Here is a 20,888-nt window from a genome sequence, read left to right as displayed (position 1 = left end):
AAGAAAGAGCGGGAGCGGAAAGGGAGGTTCTAGCGGACAGCCAGAGCGGTAGCGGCGGGAAGCGTAACGGCGGCGGAAGCTTCAGCAGCCAAGGCGTGCCGAATGCCGTGTTCCAGTCCCCGGAGCTCGGCCAGGCCGCGGAGGCGGCCAATAGCGGAGTAGCCGGGGTAGGTTTTCTTTTTCAGGTCGTCGAGCATCTGGTGGCCGTGGTCGGGGCGCATGGGCAGCTGAGCTGCTGCTTCCCCGGCCTGGGCCCGGCGCTGTTCTTCTAGCACCAGCTCACGCACCACGCTGTACATATCCACGTCGCCGGTGAGGTGGTCGGCCTCGTGGAAGTTGCGCGGGTTTTCCTCGCGCTTGGTGGCCCGCAGGTGCACAAAGTGAATGCGGGAGCCGAAGCGGCGCACTACACCGGCCAGGTCATTGTCGGGCCGTACACCCAGGGAGCCGGTGCAGAAAGTAAGACCGTTGGCGGGCTCATCATAAGCGGCCAGCAGCTCGGCCAGATCAGCTTCGGTGCTTACCACCCGCGGCAAGCCCAGCAGCGGATACGGCGGGTCGTCGGGGTGAATGCAGAGGCCGATGCCCACTTCCTGGGCCACTGGGCCTACTTCACGGATGAAATGGTAAAGATTCTGGCGCAGGGCCTGGCTGTCGATGCTGGCGTACTCGTCGAGCAAGGCTTGGAAGCCGGCCAGTTCAAACGCCTCTTCCGAGCCGGGCAGACCCAGCAGCACGGTGTTGGTCAGCTCGGCAATCTGCTCGGGTGTCATCTGGGCAAACTGGGCACGGGCGGCAGTAGCTACTTCGGGCTCATAGTCGGCCTCGGCACCGGGGCGTTGCAGAATGCACAGGTCGAAAAGGGCGAAATCCTGCCACACGAAGCGCAAAGCCAGGGAGCCGTCGGGCATCTGGTAGCTCAGGTTGGTGCGCGACCAGTCGAGCACTGGCATAAAGTTGTAGCACACCGTGCGGATACCGCAGGCGGCCAGGTTGCGCAAGGACTCTTTGTAGTTCTCTATGTAAGTCTCGCGCGTAGGCCGGCCTTTCTTGATGTCTTCGTGCACCGGCAGGCTTTCCACTACGGCCCAGTGCAGGGGCAAGTAACTGGCGTTGTCGGCTTCGATAAGCTGCTGACGGCGCTGGATTTCCTCTACGGGCCACACAGCGCCCACCGGCAGCTGGTGCAAAGCCGTTACCACGCCGGCACAACCAGCCTGGCGAATGTCGAAGAGGGAAACTGGGTCGTGGGGGCCGAACCAGCGCATGGTGTGCAACATGACAGAACGAAGCAAAAAATACAATTTCTTGTGTACTCCCCACCCTAACAGGCCTTAGAGCGGTACAAGCCGGAAACAGCTGCATAGGTCGATCCGGTCCTTAAAGATAAGGTAGGTAGACCTATCAAAAACAAGTCAAAAACCGCCATAACTAGCTGATTTCGAAATAAAAATACCGAAAACGTTTCCGGAAACGTTTGTGATAGGTATCTTTGCTACAGCATAGCACAAAAAATATTTAGTACATTATCTTCGAATAATGAAACGGTAAGCCACCCGCTCTGCTACCATCCCACCCGGCTTATTGTTAAAAAATACCATTTATCATGATAAAGTGCGTTAAATGCAAGCTGGCCGACGATGTCATGAAGGCCGGTTTCATCCGCGGCCGCCAACGATTCTTCTGTAAGGCCTGCGACTACCACTTCACGGAAGAGAAATCGGCGCAGGTGCCGGAGCGCAAGCGCCACCAGACCACCATCAGCGACGTGGCCAAGGCCCTGGGCGTGGCTTCTTCCACCGTGTCGCGAGCGTTAAACGGGCACAGCGACATCAGCCCCAATACCCGCCAAGCCATTCTGGAAGTGGCCCGTCAGCTCGACTATCAGCCCAACCTACTGGCCCAAAGCCTGAAAAGCAGCGAAACCTACACCATCGGCGTCCTTATTCCCGACATTGAGCGGCCGTTTTTCGCTACCGCCGTCAGTGGCATTCAGCAGGTCGCGGCCGAGTCGGGCTACCGGGTAATGATCTGTCAGTCGAAGGAGTCGTACCAGACGGAGGTGAGCAACGTGCAGGCTCTCATTGCCAGCCGTGTAGATGGGCTGCTGATTTGCCACTCCCGCGAAACCGAGAACTTCGACCACGTGCGCGCCGACGCCTGCCGGGGCATTCCGGTAGTGCACTTCGATAGGGTCTGCAACGAAGTAAACAGCGCCCAGGTGATGCTCGACGACTGGGGCGGCGCCTTTGCCGTAACCGAACACCTGATTTTGGAAGGCTGTGAGCGTATTGCCATTCTGGCCGGCCCCGATGCTTTACTCATCAGCAAGCAGCGCATCGGGGGCTACCTCAACGCCCTGCACCACTACGGCATCGAGCCCCGGGAAGAACTGCGCATCAACACGGACTTTCGCTCTGAATCGGCGGTGGCGGCCCTGGACAAGTGGCTGGCCCTGCCCGAGCCGCCTGACGCCATTTTTGCGGTAAACTACACCAACGCGCTGGACGTAATTCAGGCCCTGAAGCAGCGGGGCATTCGCATCCCCGAAGATATTGCTGTAGTAGGCTACGGCGACGAATTTCTGGCCTCGATGATTGAGCCGGCCCTGACAACGGTCGACCTTCACCCCTACCGCATCGGGCAGCAAGCCGCCCGCCTGTTTCTGGATCAGGTGCGGCTCAAGGAAAACTTCAAACCCCGCACCTACGTGCTGTCGGGCGACTTGGTCATTCGGCAGTCGTCGCTCAAAGGGAAAGGCCCGCTGTTCCGGCTGAGTATCTAAGAGTTGTAGCGCAAACTTTGTAGTTCGCGTGCTCCGCGCCGTTCGACCTATTTTTGGTCATACGCTTATCGTTGGGCCACGCGCACTACAAAGTTCGCGCTACTTATTTCTACTCAAAGCCACTGCCGCCACTGTCCTGGGTGTGGTCGGGACGCTTGCGCTGGGGCTCCTGCTTGCTATTACCGAAACGGTAGGTGAAGCCCAGGAAAGCAATGCGCGACTCCCGCTTGTTGCGGCTTACCGCGTCGAGGCCGGGGCCGTAGGCGTCGAAGTTGAAGCGCAGGGTGTTGAACACGTCCGAGACGCGCAGGGAAATGGTGCCCCGGTCCTTGAGCACGGTTTGCTTGGCGGCAAAATCGGTGTTGAAAGCCGTCTGGCGCCGCCCCTGGGCCGTTACCACCGGGGAGCGGTAATTGACCGACACCTGGAAATCGAGCTTTTTGGTGGGCGACACCGTCGTGTTCAGGCGAGCCGTGTACACGAAGTTGCTGTTGTTGATGTCGGTGCTGGGGCCGGAGCCCTTGATGATGCGGCGGAAGCCCGAGGCATTGGCGTTCAGCTTCCAGATTGGCGTCAGCGTGGTGCTGCCCACCAGTTCCAGGCCGTAGTTGGTTTCGTCGCCCAGATTGAGGCGGGTGCTGCTCGTGACCTGGTTGCCGGTGAGCGGGTCGATGAGCACCTGGCGAAAGTCCTTGATGGTCTGGGTTTCGAGGCTATAAAAGGCCGTGGCCGTAACGGAGCTATTGGCCCCAAAAAAGCGCTGGTTGCCCAGTTCCAGCGAGTGAATGTACTCGGGCAGCAACAGCGGGTTGCCGGTGCGCAGGTTGAGCTGGTCCGACCGGTCGGTGAAGGGGTTCAACTCGCCCTGGTCGGGGCGCTGCACCCGGCGCGAGTAACTCAGGCGCACCTGCTGCTCCTTGCTCACGTCGTAGGTCAGCACGGCGCTGGGAAACAGGTTGAGGTAGCTGCGCCGGAACTGCTCCCCAGTAGACAGCTGATTACCATGAGTATTGGTTTGCTCTACGCGCAGGCCGGCCTGGTAGGAGAGGTTGCCCACCGCGTTGGAGAAGTTACCGTAGGCAGCCTGAATGTATTCCTGGTAGAGAAAGTGGTTCGAAGGGTCAAACTTCAGGGGCGCGGAGCTGCGGAACAGGTAAGTGTTGTCGTACTGGCGCAGCACGCTCTTGGCCCCGGTTTCGACCCGGCCCTTCTCCCCTACCGGATGGACGTAATCTACCTGTCCAGAAGCCTGATTTACTTGGTTTTTGAACTCCTGCTGCTGCTCGGTGGTGCTGCCGTCGGTGAGGTAGTAGAGGCGGGAGCCAATGGTATTGCGGCTGCTGATGGGCGTGTACACGGCACTGGCCGTCAGCTCCCGGCCTTTCTGGCCTTCCCAGGTGCGGCGGTAGTCCAGGCTTAGGTCGGCGGAGCGGTTGTGGCCGGCGCCGTTGTTGTAGCGGTTGCTGGTACCCAGGGCCACCGGGGTGTTTTCGGCCAGGTTGGTTTGGCGGGCCAGAATATCGTCGATGGAGGAGCTGCGGTTCAGGCGCGGCTGCACCGAGAAGGTGAGCGTCTGGGTCGGCGTCAGGTTGTAGTCCACGCCAACGCGCACGGCGTGGGAGGTGTTGTAGCCCACGCCGCTGCGGTTTTGCAAAAGCTGCAGGGTTTCGGCCCGGCCGGTGGTGCTGTTGGTGGTCGTGGTTTTCTGGTCCAGGGAGCCGTAGCCGGTGCGGCGGTCCTGGCGGAAGTCGTAGCTACTGAACACGTTGAACTTGCCCTTGTGGTAGTTCAGGCTCAACGAGGTGTTGTACTTGTCCTTGGTGCCCACGTTGACGGTAGCCAACCCGTTCCAGCCTTCGTTACGCTCCTTTTTGAGCACAATGTTCATAATGCCGGTGGCGCCTTCCGCGTCGTAGCGGGCCGAGGGGTTGGTAATAACTTCCACGCTTTCAATCTGGCTGGCCGGAATCTGGTCCAACGACGTGGCCCGGCCCCCACCGGCCGCCCCGCTGGGCTTGCCGTCGATGTAGATGGTCACGTTGCTGGAGCCGCGCAAACTCACCGAGCCGTTCTGGTCCACCGTCACCGAGGGCACGTTCTGCAGCACGTCGGAGGCGGTGCCGCCCACGCTGGTCAGGTCCTTGCTCACGTTGATAACCTTCTTGTCGAGGTTGTTGACGACTACCTGCCGCTCACCCTGCACCACTACGTCCTGGAGCTGGGTGGCAGTAGGCCGCAGCCGCAGCGTGCCAAGCTGCACCGTGGGCGCGGCGGCCGTTACCGATACTTGCTTGCGGCCGGCGCGGTAGCCCAGCACCGTGGCCCGCAGGGTGTAATTGCCCGGCGCTACTTGCTCTAAGACAAAGGCGCCGGCCTCGGTCGTCTGGGCTCCGGCCACAAAGCTGGAATCCTGGGCCCGCAGCAGCACCACGTTGGCAAACGGCACCGGCTGGCTGCTCACCGCGTCGAGCAGGGTGCCGCGCACCGTGCCCGCCAACTGCGCCCGGGCCACGCCCGCCATACCCAGCAATACAAACAGCAGCGGCAAGGCCGGCCGCCACGAACGTGTCAGACTCTTAAACATGCTAAAATAAATTTATCAGGCCGGTAGTAGCGGCGCGAACAGGCAGGCAACAAGCCGGCAGGCAAAACCCTTTTTCTTTCTTCTCAGCTACCCCGCGTATCGGCGCTGCCTTGCCAAAACCCAGCCGTTGGGTCAAAGCTAGGAGCTGAATCTGTCCCTATTCTGAAGCCGGGCTCAGGAGGCTGGGTCACTGACCGGCCACATTCATCAGGGTTGCAATCTGGCCGGATCTTCACTCGCCAAAGACCACGCGCAGGGTGTGCACCGAGTCGGGAGCCGAGAAGGTGTAGCTGACCGAGTAGCCGTAGTAGCGGCAAATCTGCTCCACGATGGACAGCCCCAGGCCCGGCGACTCCGACGAGGCGTTGAGCTTGCGAAACCGTTCGAAAAAGCGGGCCGGCTCTCCCGCCAGCGCCGGTCCGGAGTTGCTTACGCTCAGGTAGTCATTGGTTAATTCCCAATGCAGTGTTCCCCCACGATGGTTGTGCTTAATGGCGTTCTGCAGCAGGTTGCCCACCAGCGACTCAGCCAGGGCGGGGTGCATCAGCAGCGCCGGGCGGCTGGGCACGTGCTGCGTTACGGTCAGGGCTTTGTCGTCGATGAAGTCCTGGAGTAGGCGCAGGCGGTTTTCCACTACCGCATCAAGCTGCACCGGCACGGCCTGCGGGAACTGGCGGTTTTCAATCTTGCTCAGCAGCGTCAGGGCCTGGTGCAGGCGGGAAAGGCGCACCGTGGCGCTGTACAGGTCGCCGACCAGCTCGGCGGTGGCGGGCTGCAGCTCCTGGGCCTGTACCAGCTGCTCGAGCTTGGCCTGCATAATGGCCAGCGGGGTGCGGGTTTCGTGGGCGGCGTTTTCGGTAAAGGCCTTCAACGACTGGTAATCGGCTTCCAGGCGCTGACCCATCTGCAGCAAAGCCTGATTCAGCTCCGAAAACTCATCGATGGGCGTGCGGGCCGGCAGGGCCAGCACGGGCTCATGCTGCAGGTCGTAGCGGCGCAACGCGGCCAGCGTGTGCTGAAACGGGCTCCAGATGCGCCGGGCCAGCCAGCGGTTTAGCAGCCCCAGACTCAGCAGCAGCAAGCCCAGCACCGTAAGCATCACCGTGAGCACCAGGCCCACCATGTCCTCGGTTTCGAGCAATGATTTGCGCAGCGTCACCCACTGCGGCGGGCCCGGCCCCTTCACCCGAAAAGCCAGCTGCCGGTAGGGCACCAGCACGTTTTCGGTAGGGTCGAGCAACACGGTGTCGCGCAGGCCCTCGGGCTGGGGCTCGGAACTCAGAGCTACTATATCGAGTAAACCGCTCGTGAGCCGGCTACTGCGCATAATTTCGCGCTGCTGATTCACTAGCTGCTCATCTACTTCTATGCGCAGCGCCAGGCTGATGCCATAATACAGCACCACGCTGCCGAGGGCAAACACCAGCGTGGCCAGCAGCAGATAGTAGCGGTTGGTGGTAGCTAGCAGCTTCACTCGGTGCTGAGCTTATAGCCCATGCCGTACATGGTCCGGATGTAGTTATCCAGGCCCTTTTCCTGCATTTTCTTGCGCAGGTTTTTCAGGTGGGTATAGATAAAGTCAAAGGAATCGGCCGTGTCGGCGTCGTCGCCCCAGAGGTGCTCGGCAATGCTTTCCTTAGTCAGTACCCGGTTGGGGTTGGCCAGCAGAAACAGCAGCAAATCGTACTCCATGCGGGTGAGCGTAAGCGGCTCGTCGCGCACCAGCACCAAGGCCTGGTCGGGAAATACGCTCAGGTCGCGAAACAGCAACTGGCGCTGCCCCTGAAACTGCCGCCGCCGGATAATGGCCTTGAGGCGGGCGTTGAGCTCGGCCAGGTGAAAGGGCTTGGCCAGGTAGTCATCAGCCCCAATTCCAGGCCCAACACTTTGTCGTCGAGCGAGTCGCGGGCTGAAATGATGAGCACCCCGGCCGGGAGCTGTCGGCCTTGAGCGTGCGCACCAGGTCCAGGCCGTTGCCGTCGGGCAGGGTCAGGTCAATCAGCACGCAGTCGTAGCTGTAGAGCTTGATTTTCTCGTGGGCCGAGCGGTAGCCGTCGGCCGTTTCGCAGACGTAGCCGTCGTGGCGCAGGTATTCTACCATGGAGCTGCGCAGGGCGGGCTCGTCTTCCACAATCAGAATCTTCATACGCTACGCCAAGTCAGGACCCAAAATCTTTAATCAGACCCAAACATCGGGGAAGATTCTGAAGCAAAAATGAGTTTTACCCGAGCCCGCCTAGTGCAGCTGCCAGGTAAAGCGCAGGCCCGCGCCCCCGGCCAGATTGCCCGTGGGCGTGTAGCCGGTTTGCCAGGTGGGCGAAAAGCTCATGCCCTCGCGCAGCAGCGGCTTGCGGCCCCAGCGGTTGCGGTGGGTTAGGTAAGCCAAGTGGGCCGACAGAATGCCAAACCCCGCGCCGGCTACCACGTCGCTTTGCCAGTGCTTGGTATTAATCATGCGCAGGGCCGCCACGCTGGTGGCAATGGCGTAGGCGCCCACGCCGTACCACTGGCTTTTGTCGCGAAACTCGGTGTGCACAATGCTGGCCGCCAGAAATGCCTGCGCCGTATGGCCCGACGGAAAGGAAAGGTTGTCGGAGCCGTCGGGGCGGGGCTCCTTCACCAGGTTTTTCACCGCGAAGACGGTCGTGAGCATGATGGCTTCCCCTTTCAGAAGCACGAGCATGGTGTTGAGCCGGTCGTCGCGCGACTCGACGCCCGCCAAGGCCACCAGCCCCAGCTCGGCGTATGGCGCAAAAATCAGCAGGTTGTCGAGCTTGGTGCGGTAAGTCGGGAACAGCTTGTGAATGTCGCGGTTGGCCTGCTCGTTGGTGTAAAAGCCGTTGTTGTTGGCGTGCAGAGCCCCGTAGGTAATCAGCACGGCCGGCACGATGGTAGCCTTCACCAGCTTGCCCTTGTACCACGGCTTGGTCACAACGGGCGGTACGCCAGCGGGATTTTCAAACTTATGCGTTGTATCGGCCGGTGCACTTACCGGGGCGTAACCTGAGAAAAAGCGGGAAAAACGGAGGCGGCCCATACCGCCACGAGGGCAGCACTGCGGGCAATTAGACTAGGCATAAGGCAGAAAAGCGGGAAGAAACAGAGTGGTGAGCGGGAATAAAAAGCTAAAAAACAACCTTTCGGCGGTATACGCAGCGGTTCTGAAGGAATTCTGAGCAAGCCCGAGTAGTCGTGGGCAGAGGCGTGCTTACGCGCAGCGGCCAACTTATGATTAGCCGAACAGGATATTTTAACGTCAACTTCCCCGCCCTGCCTGCGTTGAAAGAACCCTGCTCTTCCCGCCTCTTTTCCACTTGCTATGAAAACAGTAATCATCTCACTGGCAGCTGCTCTGCTAACGGGCAGCTCCGCCGTAGCACAGTCGGCCGCTGCGGCCTACGAATGGCAGCAGCCCACGGCCACGTACACGCTGCCCAAGGAACTGCAGGAAGTCTCGGGCATTGCGTTGCTCTCTAATCAGCGCCTGGGCTGCATTGAAGACCAGACCGGTACCATCTACATCTACAATTTGACCAGTAAGAGCGTCGAGTCCACGCTGAAATTTGGTAAGAAAGGCGACTACGAGGACCTAGCCCGCCTGCCCGGCGCCTGGCTGGTGCTGCGCTCCGACGGTACGCTGTTCAAGTACAACGACGACGGCACCACCCGCTCCTACCCCACCGGCCTGACGGCAGCCAACAATCCCGAAGGCCTGGCCTATGATGCCACTTCCAAGACCCTACTCATAGCCTGCAAAGGAGCGGCCGGCGTGGGCCAGCCCGACCAGAAACGCGCCATCTACCGCCTCGACCCCAAAACCTACCACGTACAGACCAAGCCCGCCTTCGTGCTCGACGTAGCCGAGCTCATTGGCCTGGACCGGCGTCAGAATTCAAGCTCGGCCATCAACCGGTTTGCCCCGTCGGCCGTGGCCGTGCACCCGCTTACCCGCCACATCTTCGTGCTGGCAGCCAGCGGCAACGCCCTGGTGGAATTGGATGCCCAGGGCACCCCGCTGAGCGTGCAAAAGCTGCCCCGCAAGCAGTTTCCGCAGCCCGAAGGCCTGGCATTTGCGCCGAATGGTGACCTGTACATTTCCAGCGAAATCGGCGACAATGGCCAAGCCGGGACCATCCAGTTTTTCCGGGCCTCTCCTATTGCGGCCAACAAGTAAGCCTACCTCTCCGGGGCCAAACAGCTTTTAAACAGAACGACCTGCTGAACTTCAGCAGGTCGTTCTGTTTTCTGGCAACTGCCCTTAGCCTGAAGCGGCTTAGTTGGCCGCCGAGCCGTTGCTTAGCGTGAAGCTGGCGTCCTGGGTGTCGCGGGAGTTGGGCCCTACGAATACCTGGAAGGCGCCGGGCTCGGCTACCCACTGCAGGTCGTTGTTGTAGAACTTGAGGTCGTCGGTGGTCAAGTGGAAGGTGAGCGTGCGGCTCTCGCCCTTCTTGAGCATCACCTTCTGGAAGCCTTTGAGCTCCCGCACCGGCCGCGACACCGAGCCGGCCACGTCGCGCAGGTAAAGCTGGGCGACTTCCTCGCCGTCGTAGTTGCCGGTGTTTTTCACGGTTACTTTCACGTCGAGGGTGCCGCCCAGGCTCATGGTGCTGGCGCTCAGCTCGGGCTTGGAATAGCTAAACGTGGTGTAGCTCAGGCCGTAGCCGAACGGATACAGGGGCTCGTTGGAAATATCCAGGTAGCGCGACTTGTACTTATCCAACGGCTGGTCGTTGAAGGGGCGGCCGGTGCTTTTGTGGTTGTAATACAGCGGCACCTGACCCACGCTCTGCGGAAAGGTCATCGTGAGCTTGCCGGAAGGGTTGTAGGCGCCAAACAGTACGTCAGCAATGGCGTTACCGCCCTGAGTGCCCGCAAACCACGTCTCCAGGATGGCGTCGGCGTTCTGGTTTTCCCAGTTCAGCGTCAGCGGCCGACCATTCATGAGTACGACCACCAGGGGCTTGCCAGTTTTCTTCAACGCCTTGAGCAGTTCCAGCTGCTGACCGGGCAGGCTAATGTCCGAGCGGCTGGCGGCTTCTCCCGACATGCCCTGCGACTCGCCCACTACGGCTACTACCACGTCGGCGCCCTGGGCGACTTTCACGGCCTCCTGAATCAATTCTTCCGAGCTGCGTTTGTCGATGTTCAGCGCCCCGCTGAAAGCGTTGAGGCGGTCAATCAGCAGTTGGTCGTCGGTGATGTTGGCACCCTGGGCCGTCACGATTTTCACGCCGCTGCCGGCCACGTTGCGGATACCTTGCTCCACGGAAACGGCCTGCTTCCAGTCGCCGGCCGCGCTCCAGTTGCCGAGCAGGTCGTGCTGCCGGGTAGCCAGCGGGCCCACCAGCGCAATGGTGCCCGACTTTTTCAGGGGCAGGGCGTTTTTGTCGTTTTTGAGCAGCACGAAGCTTTTGCGAGCCACGTCGCGGGCATCGTCGAGGAACTCCTTTTTCATCAGCGTAGCCTTGGCCCGCTTCTCACTTACGCCGCGGTACGGGTCCTGAAACAGGCCGAGCTTGTACTTGCCTTCCAGAATACGGCGGCACGAGAGGTCAATGATTTCTTGCTTTACGGTTCCGTCCTTGAGGTTTTGGGCCAGATTCCGCAAGTATACCTCGCCCACCATGTCCTGGTCGGCACCGGCGTTCAGGGCCATAGCCGACACCTGAGCCTCGTTGCCCACCCCGTGGTTGATCATCTCGGGAATGGCGGTGTAGTCGGTGGCTACGAAGCCTTTGAAACCCCACTGCTTGCGCAACAGGTCCGTCAGCAGCCACTTGTTGCCGGTGGCCGGAATGCCGTTGATGTCATTAAACGAGGACATTACCGAGCCCACCCCGGCCTCAATGGCGGCTTTGTAAGGCGGCAAGTACTCGTTGTACATGCGCGGCAGGCTCATGTCGGTGGTGTTGTAGTCGCGCCCGGCCTCGGCTGCTCCGTAGAGGGCAAAGTGCTTGAGGCAGGCCATAACGGTGTTGTTCTTGCTCAAGTCCGTGCCCTGATAGCCGCGCACCATGGCCCGGGCAATCTGGGAGCCCAGGTAGGGGTCTTCCCCAGCGCCTTCGGCCACTCGGCCCCAGCGCGGGTCGCGGGCAATATCCACCATGGGCGAAAACACCCAGTGCAGCCCGTCAGCCGCCGATTCTTCGGCCGCTACCCGGGCACTGCGCTCAATGGCCGTCATATCCCAGGAAGCCGACAAGCCCAGCGGAATGGGGAAAATGGTGCGGTGCCCGTGAATTACGTCGTAGCCAAACATCAGCGGAATGTGCAGCCTCGACTCCTTGAGGGCCATATCCTGGAGCTTGCGTGCGGCCACCGGCGTATAGGTATTGAACACGCCCCCGACCAGGCCCTTGCGGATGTTTACGTCCACATCCTTGCTGACTACCGGACCGGTCACATCGAAGCCGACGGTAATCAGGTTGAGCTGGCCGATTTTCTCTTCCAGCGTCATCTTGCTCATCAGGTCATCGATAAACCGCTGCATTTTCTGCTCATCGGTTGTGCTGGAAGCGGCGGCCCGGGCGGCCTTCTGGGCGTGCAGCGCCGGGCTCAGCAGCAGGCCCAGCGACAAAAGCACGGCGGTACGAAAAGTACGTTTCATGGAAAAGGAAGAAGTAGGAAATTGAAGACACCACCAGCTACAGCTACTCAGCACCAGTTTACGGCACGTTTCGTTGTTATCTATCCGTCAGGCCCACCTGGCCCAGCACCAGCAGTGAGCTTACGCCCGGCCCAGAAGCCGCAAAATGGCCGGGATGAGAGTTGACAGTCTGGGAATACGATTCAATTGGGAATGAAGCCACGCAGACTAGCGGTCTGGCAGCACCGGGGCTGGGCCCAGAATGGGCGAACCGGGGCAGTGGTTGGCAGGTGCTTCAGCCGTAGTTGGCAGCCGATTTTGGGCTTGTGCCACGGGCCTTTGCTAAGGCAGCGGCAGCGCTGCTTGGGCGGCCGGGCCGGGTTTTAGTCTAGAAATATCCGCCTGGGCAGCGGCAGTTTCTACTAGTAATTAACAGCTTTTCAACTGCTCAGGCAAGCGGCTGGCCTCAGATAATCGAAGGGTGGAACTCTGCCGCTTGGCAATCAATATGTTCCGCCCGTTCTTACTTGAATTCAAGTAGAATACGGTTTGTCGGTCCACCATTTTCAGTCCGTAAAGACACTTTATATAGAGCTACTCAATGGCCGGAAATCGAAATCTTGCACCGTTCCAAACTTCCTCGAAAACCTTCTTCGGTGCCGTTATAGCCGAGCTATTAATCGCCTTACTGCCGGGTAAGTCAGGGTAAATTTCAGAGTTATTGGTTGGTCGCACAATCGGCTAAATCCGGGCATTTGGTGGGTGCTAGGGCTTGGGTTGACTACAGTTGTACCCGGGCAGCTGAGCAGCCTTGATTAAAAGTCGACAAGTTGCAAAAAACACCTTGACGCTCTGCAAAAGCCATGTTACAGAGTTGAAAGGCTGCTTATATCACGTGTTACGTAAGTGTATAGCTGCTAAAATTGTCCTAGCAACCGCTTCAGCTGCTTCCGGCATTAGGAAGCTACACCTAGCTGCCCAGCGTAGAGGCGCGTACCACCAGCTCCGACTTCAGCACCAGGCTTTGCGCCGGCGAGATTACCCGGTTTTTGCTGATGGCTTGGAAGAGAATTTTGGCGGCTTCCTTGCCAATCGAGTAAGCCGGCTGCGTGATAGTCGTAAGGGCCGGCTGAAGCAAAGAGGCAATTTCTAAATTCGAAAAGCCGATGATTTTAATGTCGCCGGGAATACTGCGGCCCAGGTTGCGGCAGGCCTCGTAGCTGTTGGTGGCCTGACTTTCGACGGAGGCAAAAATGCCGTCTACCTCCGGCCGCGTAGCCAGCAGCTGCTGAATCCGGGCAATTTCCTGAGCCTTGGTTTCCTGAGCCGACACGAGTACCAAGCTCTCATCGAAGACTATATTATGGTCGGCCAGGGCCTGGATGTAGCCTTCCTTGCGGCCGCGGCCGATGGAGAGATTCTGCGAAACGGTGAGGTGAGCAATATGCCGGCAGCCGGCTTCAAGCAGGTGCTCGGTAGCCTTGTAGCCGCTTTCAAAATCGTCGGTGGTGACCTTGGCCGTGGGCATCTCGTCATAGACCCGGTCGAAGAACACGATGGGAATACCCCGCTCCCGCAAAAACTCCAGGTGGCCGAAGTCCTCACTTTCGCTGGCCACCGACAGCAGCACCCCATCCACCCGGCCACTAGCCAGCAGGCGGGCCATGGCCAGCTCCCGCTGGTAATCCTCGTGGGTCAGGTAGATGAGCACGTGGTAATTGTTGCCCCGGGCTACTTCCTCAATGCCATTAATTGCCAGGGAAAAAAAGTGGTTGGCCACTTCCGGAATCACGACTCCGATGGTCTTGCTTTTCTGGCGTCGCAGGCTGCTGGCGTAGGGGTTGGGCTCGTAGTTGAGCTTGTTGGCCAGCGCCCGCACCCGGTCTTTGGTGGGCTGCGAGATGTCGTACCGGTCGTTGAGGGCCCGCGAAACGGTGGCCACCGACAGGTTCAACTCCTGGGCAAGCTTCTTCAGATTGATGGGTTTCATGGCTCAATCTAGGCAGGTTGTTTCTGGGAACGAAACCAGGCTCAGGCTCCGGAAGATTTTTACGTAACATTCTCACTTTTCCGCACTCCAAAGCCTACTCTTACCCGTTGACGAGGCAGTGCCGCAAAAGACCGCATCCAGTTAATTACCAGATATATACCTATTAAAATAACAAGTATAGTCATACTCACCGTTTGGTGAGTGCGAATGGATAAGTTCCGTAAACGTTTACGTAAATAAACCTACGGGTAGCGCATTTTAAGCACGCAGACTTTGCGGAGATTACCACCCTGATTCCCCCAAAGCCGCACACATCATGCAAAAAATCCTACCCATTCTGGTGCCATTGGCCCTGGCAGTAACGCTGCCGGCCTATGCCCAAACCCGCCAGGCAACCGGCCAGGTGCTCAACGCTACCGACCGCACTCCCCTGCCCGGCGTATCGGTGGTGCTGAAGGGCACAACTACCGGTACCGCCACCGACCCCGACGGCCGTTTCAGCCTTCCCTTGCCCGCCGACGGCAACCCCGTTCTGATTTTTTCCTTTGTGGGTTTTGAGCCCTACGAGGTTAAAGTCGGCGACAACGGCACCGTTCCGACGGTACAGCTGCGGGAGAAAACCACCGAGCTCAACGACGTGGTGGTCGTGGGCTACGGCTCCCAGCGCAAGCGCGATATTACGGGCTCGGTAGCGTCTATTTCGGCCGAGCAGGTAGCCGAAACGCCCATTGCCCGCGCTGACCAGATTCTGCAGGGCCGGGTAAGCGGCGTGCAGGTTACGCAAACCAATTCGGAGCCGGGCGGCAACGTTTCCATCCGCATTCGGGGTACCAACTCCATCAACACCGGCAACGAGCCGCTGTTCGTGGTGGACGGCTTCCCCGGTGCCGGCGACCTGAACTCCATCAACCCCTCCGATATTGAAAGCATCGAGGTGCTGAAGGACGCCTCGGCCACGGCCATCTACGGCTCCCGCGGGGCCAACGGCGTGGTGCTCATTACCACCAAGAAAGGCAAGGTCGGCAAGGGCACCATCAACTTCGAGGCGTACACCGGCGTGCAGATCGTGCGACATAAGTACGAGCTGATGAACGCCCGGGAATTTGCCCAGTACCTCAACGACGTCAACGCCGGCTCCACTACCCTGCCCCAGCCCTACACCCAGGAGCAGATTGATGCCCTGGGCGAGGGTACCGACTGGCAGGACGCCATTCTGCGGCCCGCCCGCCTGAGCAACTACCAGCTGGGCTTCAACGGCGGCACCGAGGAAACCCGCTACAATCTGAGCTTCAACCTCTTCGACCAGGAAGGCATCATCCTCAACTCGGGCTTCAAGCGCGGCACGGTGCGGCTCAACCTCGACAAGAAAATCAGCCAGAAGCTCAGCTTCAACTTTTCAAGCCAGGTGGCCGGCACCTTCGAAAAGCGGGCCTTCGTCAACTCCCAGGGCGGCTCCTTTGGCGGGGCCTTGCTCGACGCGCTACGCTTCAGCCCCATCAACCCGGTGCGCGACGAAAACGGCAACTTCACGTACTCCAACACCCCGCTGCCCTACGTGGAAGACGTGGGCAACCCGGTGGCCTTTGCCGAAAAAGTGAAGGACCACCGCACCACGGCCCGGGGCTTGTTCAACGTGGCGGCCAACTACGAGCTGCTGCCCGGCCTAACCTTGCGCGTGAGCGGCGGCCTGGATTACAACAACCAGCAAACCGACGTTTTCCGTCCTTCCGACGTGTTTCTGGGCCGCCTCACCGGGGGCTCAGCCAACCGCACGCAGCAAAACCGCTACAGCTGGCTCAACGAAAACACGCTGACCTACGACCGGAAAATCAATAACAACAATGCCCTGAACGTGGTGGTGGGCATTTCGGAGCAGCAGTTCTACGGCAACGACTTCAACTCCTCGGTCAACAACTTCTTTACCAACACCCTGGGCTCCGACAACCTGGCACTAGGAGCCAACATTCAGACGCCCAACTCGGGCAAGTACACCAACACGCTAGCTTCCTATTTCGGCCGCGTCAACTACCGCCTGTTCGAGAAATACCTGTTTACCGTGACCATGCGAGCCGACGGCTCCTCGCGCTTCGGGGCCAACAACAAGTGGGGCTATTTCCCCTCCGCCGCCTTCGCCTACCGCCTCATCGATGAGCCGTTTATGAAGGACCTGACTTACTTGAGCGACTTGAAGCTGCGCGTGGGCTACGGCGTGACCGGCAACCAGGAAATCAACAACTACCAGAGCCTGGCCCGCTACGACGTGGGTTCCTACGCCGCCGGAACGACCCGCCTCGTGGGCCTGGTTCCGGCCAACATCGGTAACCCCGACCTGCGCTGGGAATCGACGGCGGCCTCCAACGCCGGTATCGACGTGGCCTTTCTGGAAAACCGCATTTCGATTACGGCCGACGCCTATTACAAGAAAACCACCGACCTGCTGCTGCGCGTGGCCACGCCCCGCACCACCGGCTACGGCGACATTCTGCTCAACGCGGGCAGCGTGGAAAACAAAGGCTTCGAGTTTGCCTTGAACACCACTAACTTCGACACCGAGGCGTTTGGCTGGAAAACCAACCTGAACTTCTCGCTTAACCGCAACAAGGTGCTCGACCTGTATAGCGTGACCGAGCTGCCCGTGGGTGCCTCTAGCTCCAGCCTGTTTGTGGGCGCGGGCCTGGGCAACACCAGCATTCTGCGCGAGGGTGAGCCTATCGGCTCGTTCTACGGCTACGAGTTCGACGGTATCTGGCAAACCCAGGAGGAAATTACGGCCAGCGGCACCAAAACCGCCGTCCGCCCCGGCGACCCGCGCTACAAGGACCAGAACGGCGACGGCTCCATCACGGCCGCCGACCGGGTGATTATCGGCCGAGCCCAGCCGAAGTTTATCTACGGCGTCACCAACGGCTTCTCCATGGGCGGCTTCAACCTGAGCATTTTTATTCAGGGGGTGCAGGGCCAGGACGTGCTGAACCTGAACCGCTACGAGCTCGAATCGGGCATTACGACTACCAACAAGCTCAAAACTGTGGTAGACCGTTGGACCGGCCCGGGCACCAGCAATACTATTCCGCGGGCGGGCAGCACCATCCGCCGCAGCACCGGTATCGTGAGCGACGTGCTGGAAGACGGCAGCTTCGTCCGCCTCAAAACCGTGACCCTAGGCTACACCCTGCCCAAGTTCAGCAAGGTGCTCAAGCAGGCCAGCGTGTACGTGACGGCCCAGAACCTGGTGACCATCACCAACTACACCGGCTACGACCCCGAGGTAAACTCCTTCGGCCGCGACAACCTGAGCCTGAACACCGATTACAACGCCTTTCCCAGCACCCGCAGCTTCACGGCCGGCGTCAAGATTGGCTTCTAACCACCGCAGCACTCCCACCTGAGATGAAAAAGTCTATCCTGTTTGTAAGCCTGCTTTCCCTGGGTTTGAGCCTCGCTTCCTGCGAGAAGTTCCTGGAGGAAAAGCCCTACGACTTTCTGTCGAGCGAAAATTTCTACCAAAACGAGGGCGACGCCGTAGCTGGCCTCAACGGCGCGTTCAATTCCCTGCTGCCCCAGACCTACTTCGGCCGCACGGGCTGGCAAATCACCGAACTGCCCGCCGACCTGATCCGGGTAGGTTCCAGCACCGACGAGCGGGCCCAGCTCTCGCGCTTCACCTTCACGCCCACGAACACCGAAATCAGCAGCTGGTGGAACAACACCTACCGCATGATTAACCGGGCCAACGACGTCATCGAAAAGGTGCCCGGCATTGGCATGGACGTCACGCGCCGCAACAACATCGTGGGCAATGCCCGCTTTCTGCGCGCCATGGGCTACTTCGATTTGGTGCGCTGCTTCGGCGACGTGCCTCTGCTGACCAAGACGGTAAAGGGCCCCAACGACGACTTGCGCCCCAGCCGCACGCCTATTGCCCAGGTCTACGAGCAAATCATTGAGGACTTGAAGTATGCCGAGGCCAACTGCTTTACCGAAGACAAGATTGCGCCCACTGAGAAAGGGCGGGTGTCGAGCGGAGCGGCTACGGCGCTGCTGGCTAAGGTCTACATCACCCGCGCTACCACCAAGGCATCCCAGGGCGATGACAACAAGAACGGCCTCGACGCCTGCAACCGGGTGATTAACTCCAAGCTCTACAGCCTGCTGCCCGTGTACGGCGACGTATTCAACCCCGACAAGGAAAACGGCCCCGAGCACATCTTCTCCATCCAGTTTGATTTGCCCCCGAACACTGGCAGCATCATCGTGCGGCAGTTCTTGCCGTCCCAACTCCAGGGCTTGGGCACCTTCACAGTCGAGGACAGCCTGGTGCGCTCCTACGCCGCCAACGATGTGCGCCGGGCCTGGAACATCAGCAACCAGGCCGGAACCACTACCCTGCCGCGCTACTACTTCAACAAGTTCCGCGACGATAAGCGCATCGGCAACGACGCTCGCACCAACTACCTGATTACGCGCTACGCCGACATCCTGCTGCTGCAGTCGGAAGCCCTGAACGCGCTGAACCCCGGCGACCCCACCAAGTACCAGGGCATCAACGCGGTGCGGGTGCGGGCCGGCCTGGCTCCAATTCCGACTTCCAAAGTGACCAGCAAAGATGCATTCGTGGACCTGCTGGTGCGGGAGCGGGGCTGGGAGCTGGTGCAGGAAGGCCACCGCTGGTTTGACCTGGTGCGCCTGAACCGCCTCAAGCAGCGCGAAAAGGCCGTGTTCAACCGCGACATCGACGACCGCTACCTGCTCTTCCCGATTCCGCAGCAGGAGCTGATTCTCAATACCAATCTGACCCAAAACCCGGGCTACCCCGGGCAATAACAAATGCGCACAAATCACAAGCTCTGGCTTGGGGTGCTGGTGGGGCGATACTCGTAGCACTAGCCGGGGCCGCGCAGGCGGCCCCGGTGACGCCCTTTCTGCTCCTCGACCCCAGCGCCCTGGCATCCTATAAAACAGCCTATCAAAAAGGCAGCGCGGCTGAAGCCAAACAGGTAAAAACCCTGCTCAGCAAAGCCGACCAAGCCCTGCAGCACGGCCCCTACACCGTGACCAGCAAGCAGCGCGTGCCACCCAGCGGCGACAAGCACGACTACATTTCGCAGGCCCCCTACTGGTGGCCCGACCCCAGCAAGCCCGACGGCAAACCCTACCTGCAGAAGGACGGCCTGGTAAACCCCGAAACCAAGGCCCTAAAGGACGATGAGAACCTGGCCGCCATGAGCCACGATGTAAAGGACCTGGCCCTGGGCTACTACTTCTCCAGCAATGAGCAGTACGCGGCCCACGCGGCCAAGCTGCTACGCACCTGGTTTCTGGACCCGGCCACGCGCATGAATCCCAACCTGAACTTCGGGCAGGGCATTCCCGGCACCAACGACGGGCGCAGCTTCGGCATCATCGAAAGCCGCCACCTGGTTTACATTCCCGATGCGCTGGCGTTGCTCAGCGGCAGCAAAAGCGTGTCGCCGGCCTTGGTGAAAGACCTGAAAGTCTGGTACGCGCAGTACACCCAGTGGCTCACGACCAGCAAAATCGGGCAGGAAGAAGGCCAGAATAAAAACAACCACGGCACCTTCCACGACGTGCAGGTTGTCGACTTCGCCCTGTTCATCGGCAACAAGGACCTGGCCCGCAAAACCCTCGAAACTCACACCTTGCCTCGCCTGCCGGTACAGTTTGCCGCCGACGGCTCCCAGCCCCTGGAGCTGGCCCGCACCCGGCCCTGGAACTACGTGAGCATGAACCTGCAAGGCTGGCTGCAGCTAGCCGTGCTGGCCCCTCAAGCCGGCGTGGACTTGTGGCACTATACCAGCCCGAGGGCCGCAGCCTAAGCCAAGCAGTGGCCTGGTTTCAGCCCTACCTGCTGAAGGAAAAGCAGATGGAGCGCCAAGACGCCGTACCGCCCGGCAACAACGCCATTCTGACCATTTACAACCGCGCCAGCCCCGAGTATCCGCTGCTGAAAGCCGACCAGGTTTTTGCCCAGTATCCGGAGTTTGTGCGTACTCCCTGGGCCATTTGAACGGTTCGTCAGTTATCCTTCGCCCGGCTCAGGATGACTGACGAAGCAAGCCTGGCAACCGGCCTCAACTTCAACCGAATTCCTAGCGTTGCGCTGTGCTACGCGTCCATTTCACAAGAACATGAGTGAGAATTTTTCCCTGCAGGATAAAGTAATAGTCGTTACGGGCGGCACCGGGATTCTGGGCCAGTCCTTCATCGACGGCATCGTGGAAGCCGGCGGCACGGTCGGGATTCTGGGCCGCAACGCCGAGGTAGCCCACGAGCGGGCTATGGCCATCAACGCCAACGGGGGCCGGGCCTTGGCTCTGGTGGCCGACGTGCTGAATGAAGACCAGCTACGCGCCGCCTGCCAGCTGATGATGCAAACCTTTGGCCGCATCGACGGGCTGGTAAACGCGGCGGGCGGCAACGGCGCCGACGGCGTGCTGGCTCCCGACGATGACGTGTTCAAGATGAACCTGGCCGGCATGAAGCGGGTGATGGAGCTCAACGTGTGGGGCGCCATTCTGCCTACCCAGGTGTTTGGCGAGGCCATTGCCGAATCCGAGCGGGGCAGCATCGTCAATATCTCCTCCATGAACTCCAAGCGGGCTATTACCAAGGTGCTGGGTTACAACATGGGCAAAGCGGCGCTGGACTGCTACAATCAGTGGTTTGCAGTGGAAATGGCCAACCGCTACGGCGACAAGCTGCGCATGAACGCCCTGGCTCCCGGCTTTTTTCTGACCGAGCAAAACCGCAGCCTGCTCACTACCCCCGACGGCGGCTTCACGGCCCGCGGCGAGTTGGTTATCAAGCAGACGCCCTTTAAGCGCTTCGGTCACCCCGACGAGCTTAAGGGCGCTCTGGTGTGGCTGCTCAGCGACGCCTCCCGCTTTGTCACCGGCTCCATGATTTGCGTGGACGGCGGGTT

General features: G+C 60.1%; 12 protein-coding genes and 2 pseudogenes. 7 read left to right on the top strand and 7 right to left on the bottom strand.

All coding sequences use genetic code 11. The annotated features are described in order from the left end of the window. Positions 1-29: 29 nt before the first annotated feature. A complete protein-coding gene (uxuA, locus tag MUN79_RS09770) occupies positions 30-1,280 on the bottom strand; it encodes a mannonate dehydratase (protein WP_244677488.1) in 1,251 nt (416 codons plus the stop codon). Positions 1,281-1,606: 326 nt separating this feature from the next. Here uxuA and MUN79_RS09765 point away from each other — a divergent pair, with 326 nt between their 5' ends. Continuing rightward, positions 1,607-2,785 (top strand): LacI family DNA-binding transcriptional regulator, encoded by a 1,179-nt coding sequence (locus tag MUN79_RS09765; protein ID WP_244677487.1) that lies wholly within the window; start codon positions 1,607-1,609, stop codon positions 2,783-2,785. Between the two features lie 109 nt (positions 2,786-2,894). Here the strand turns inward: MUN79_RS09765 and MUN79_RS09760 are convergent, their stop codons facing one another. From MUN79_RS09760 to MUN79_RS09745, 4 genes and pseudogenes are all read right to left on the bottom strand, one after another. Continuing rightward, the gene (locus tag MUN79_RS09760; RefSeq protein ID WP_244677486.1) at positions 2,895-5,369 is read right to left on the bottom strand and encodes a TonB-dependent receptor; all 2,475 of its coding nucleotides are present in this window, start codon (positions 5,367-5,369) and stop codon (positions 2,895-2,897) included. 232 nt (positions 5,370-5,601) lie between these two features. Then, positions 5,602-6,843, bottom strand: coding sequence for a sensor histidine kinase (locus tag MUN79_RS09755; protein ID WP_244677485.1), 1,242 nt, complete (start codon positions 6,841-6,843; stop codon positions 5,602-5,604). Further along, positions 6,840-7,515: pseudogene (locus MUN79_RS09750) on the bottom strand (response regulator transcription factor). Before MUN79_RS09750 ends, MUN79_RS09755 begins: the two are co-directional and overlap by 4 nt. 90 nt (positions 7,516-7,605) lie before the next feature. After that, positions 7,606-8,406 (bottom strand): phosphatase PAP2 family protein, encoded by an 801-nt coding sequence (locus tag MUN79_RS09745; RefSeq protein ID WP_244677484.1) that lies wholly within the window; start codon positions 8,404-8,406, stop codon positions 7,606-7,608. Positions 8,407-8,688: 282 nt separating this feature from the next. Here MUN79_RS09745 and MUN79_RS09740 point away from each other — a divergent pair, with 282 nt between their 5' ends. Beyond that, positions 8,689-9,543: an SdiA-regulated domain-containing protein gene (locus tag MUN79_RS09740; protein ID WP_244677483.1), complete on the top strand. Its 855-nt coding sequence runs from the start codon at positions 8,689-8,691 to the stop codon at positions 9,541-9,543. Positions 9,544-9,642: 99 nt separating this feature from the next. On the opposite strand, the gene bglX is transcribed toward MUN79_RS09740, so the two are convergent. Together bglX and MUN79_RS09730 are read right to left on the bottom strand one after the other, a co-directional pair. Then, positions 9,643-11,976, bottom strand: a complete 2,334-nt coding sequence (gene bglX, locus MUN79_RS09735) for a beta-glucosidase BglX (protein WP_244677482.1) — start codon at positions 11,974-11,976, stop codon at positions 9,643-9,645. 949 nt (positions 11,977-12,925) lie between these two features. Next, positions 12,926-13,945: a LacI family DNA-binding transcriptional regulator gene (locus MUN79_RS09730; protein ID WP_244677481.1), complete on the bottom strand. Its 1,020-nt coding sequence runs from the start codon at positions 13,943-13,945 to the stop codon at positions 12,926-12,928. Between the two features lie 316 nt (positions 13,946-14,261). On the opposite strand from MUN79_RS09730, the gene MUN79_RS09725 reads away from it, so the two are divergent. The 5 genes and pseudogenes from MUN79_RS09725 to MUN79_RS09705 form a co-directional block, all read left to right on the top strand. Beyond that, a complete protein-coding gene (locus tag MUN79_RS09725; protein ID WP_244677480.1) occupies positions 14,262-17,312 on the top strand; it encodes a SusC/RagA family TonB-linked outer membrane protein in 3,051 nt (1,016 codons plus the stop codon). Between the two features lie 23 nt (positions 17,313-17,335). Next, complete coding sequence (locus MUN79_RS09720; protein ID WP_244677479.1) at positions 17,336-18,769, top strand: RagB/SusD family nutrient uptake outer membrane protein; 1,434 nt, start codon at positions 17,336-17,338, stop codon at positions 18,767-18,769. Positions 18,770-18,855: 86 nt separating this feature from the next. Next, positions 18,856-19,782: an alginate lyase family protein gene (locus MUN79_RS09715; protein WP_244677478.1), complete on the top strand. Its 927-nt coding sequence runs from the start codon at positions 18,856-18,858 to the stop codon at positions 19,780-19,782. After that, positions 19,749-19,973: a hypothetical protein gene (locus MUN79_RS09710; RefSeq protein WP_244677477.1), complete on the top strand. Its 225-nt coding sequence runs from the start codon at positions 19,749-19,751 to the stop codon at positions 19,971-19,973. Before MUN79_RS09715 ends, MUN79_RS09710 begins: the two co-directional genes overlap by 34 nt. A gap of 121 nt (positions 19,974-20,094) precedes the next feature. After that, a pseudogene (locus MUN79_RS09705) lies at positions 20,095-20,880 on the top strand (SDR family oxidoreductase); the annotation flags it as partial. Positions 20,881-20,888: the final 8 nt, after the last annotated feature.

Source organism: Hymenobacter cellulosilyticus (genome assembly GCF_022919215.1).
GTDB lineage: Bacteria > Bacteroidota > Bacteroidia > Cytophagales > Hymenobacteraceae > Hymenobacter > Hymenobacter cellulosilyticus.
Note: the sequence above shows the minus strand (reverse complement) of the source record. Positions and strands in the feature narration are given on the sequence as shown.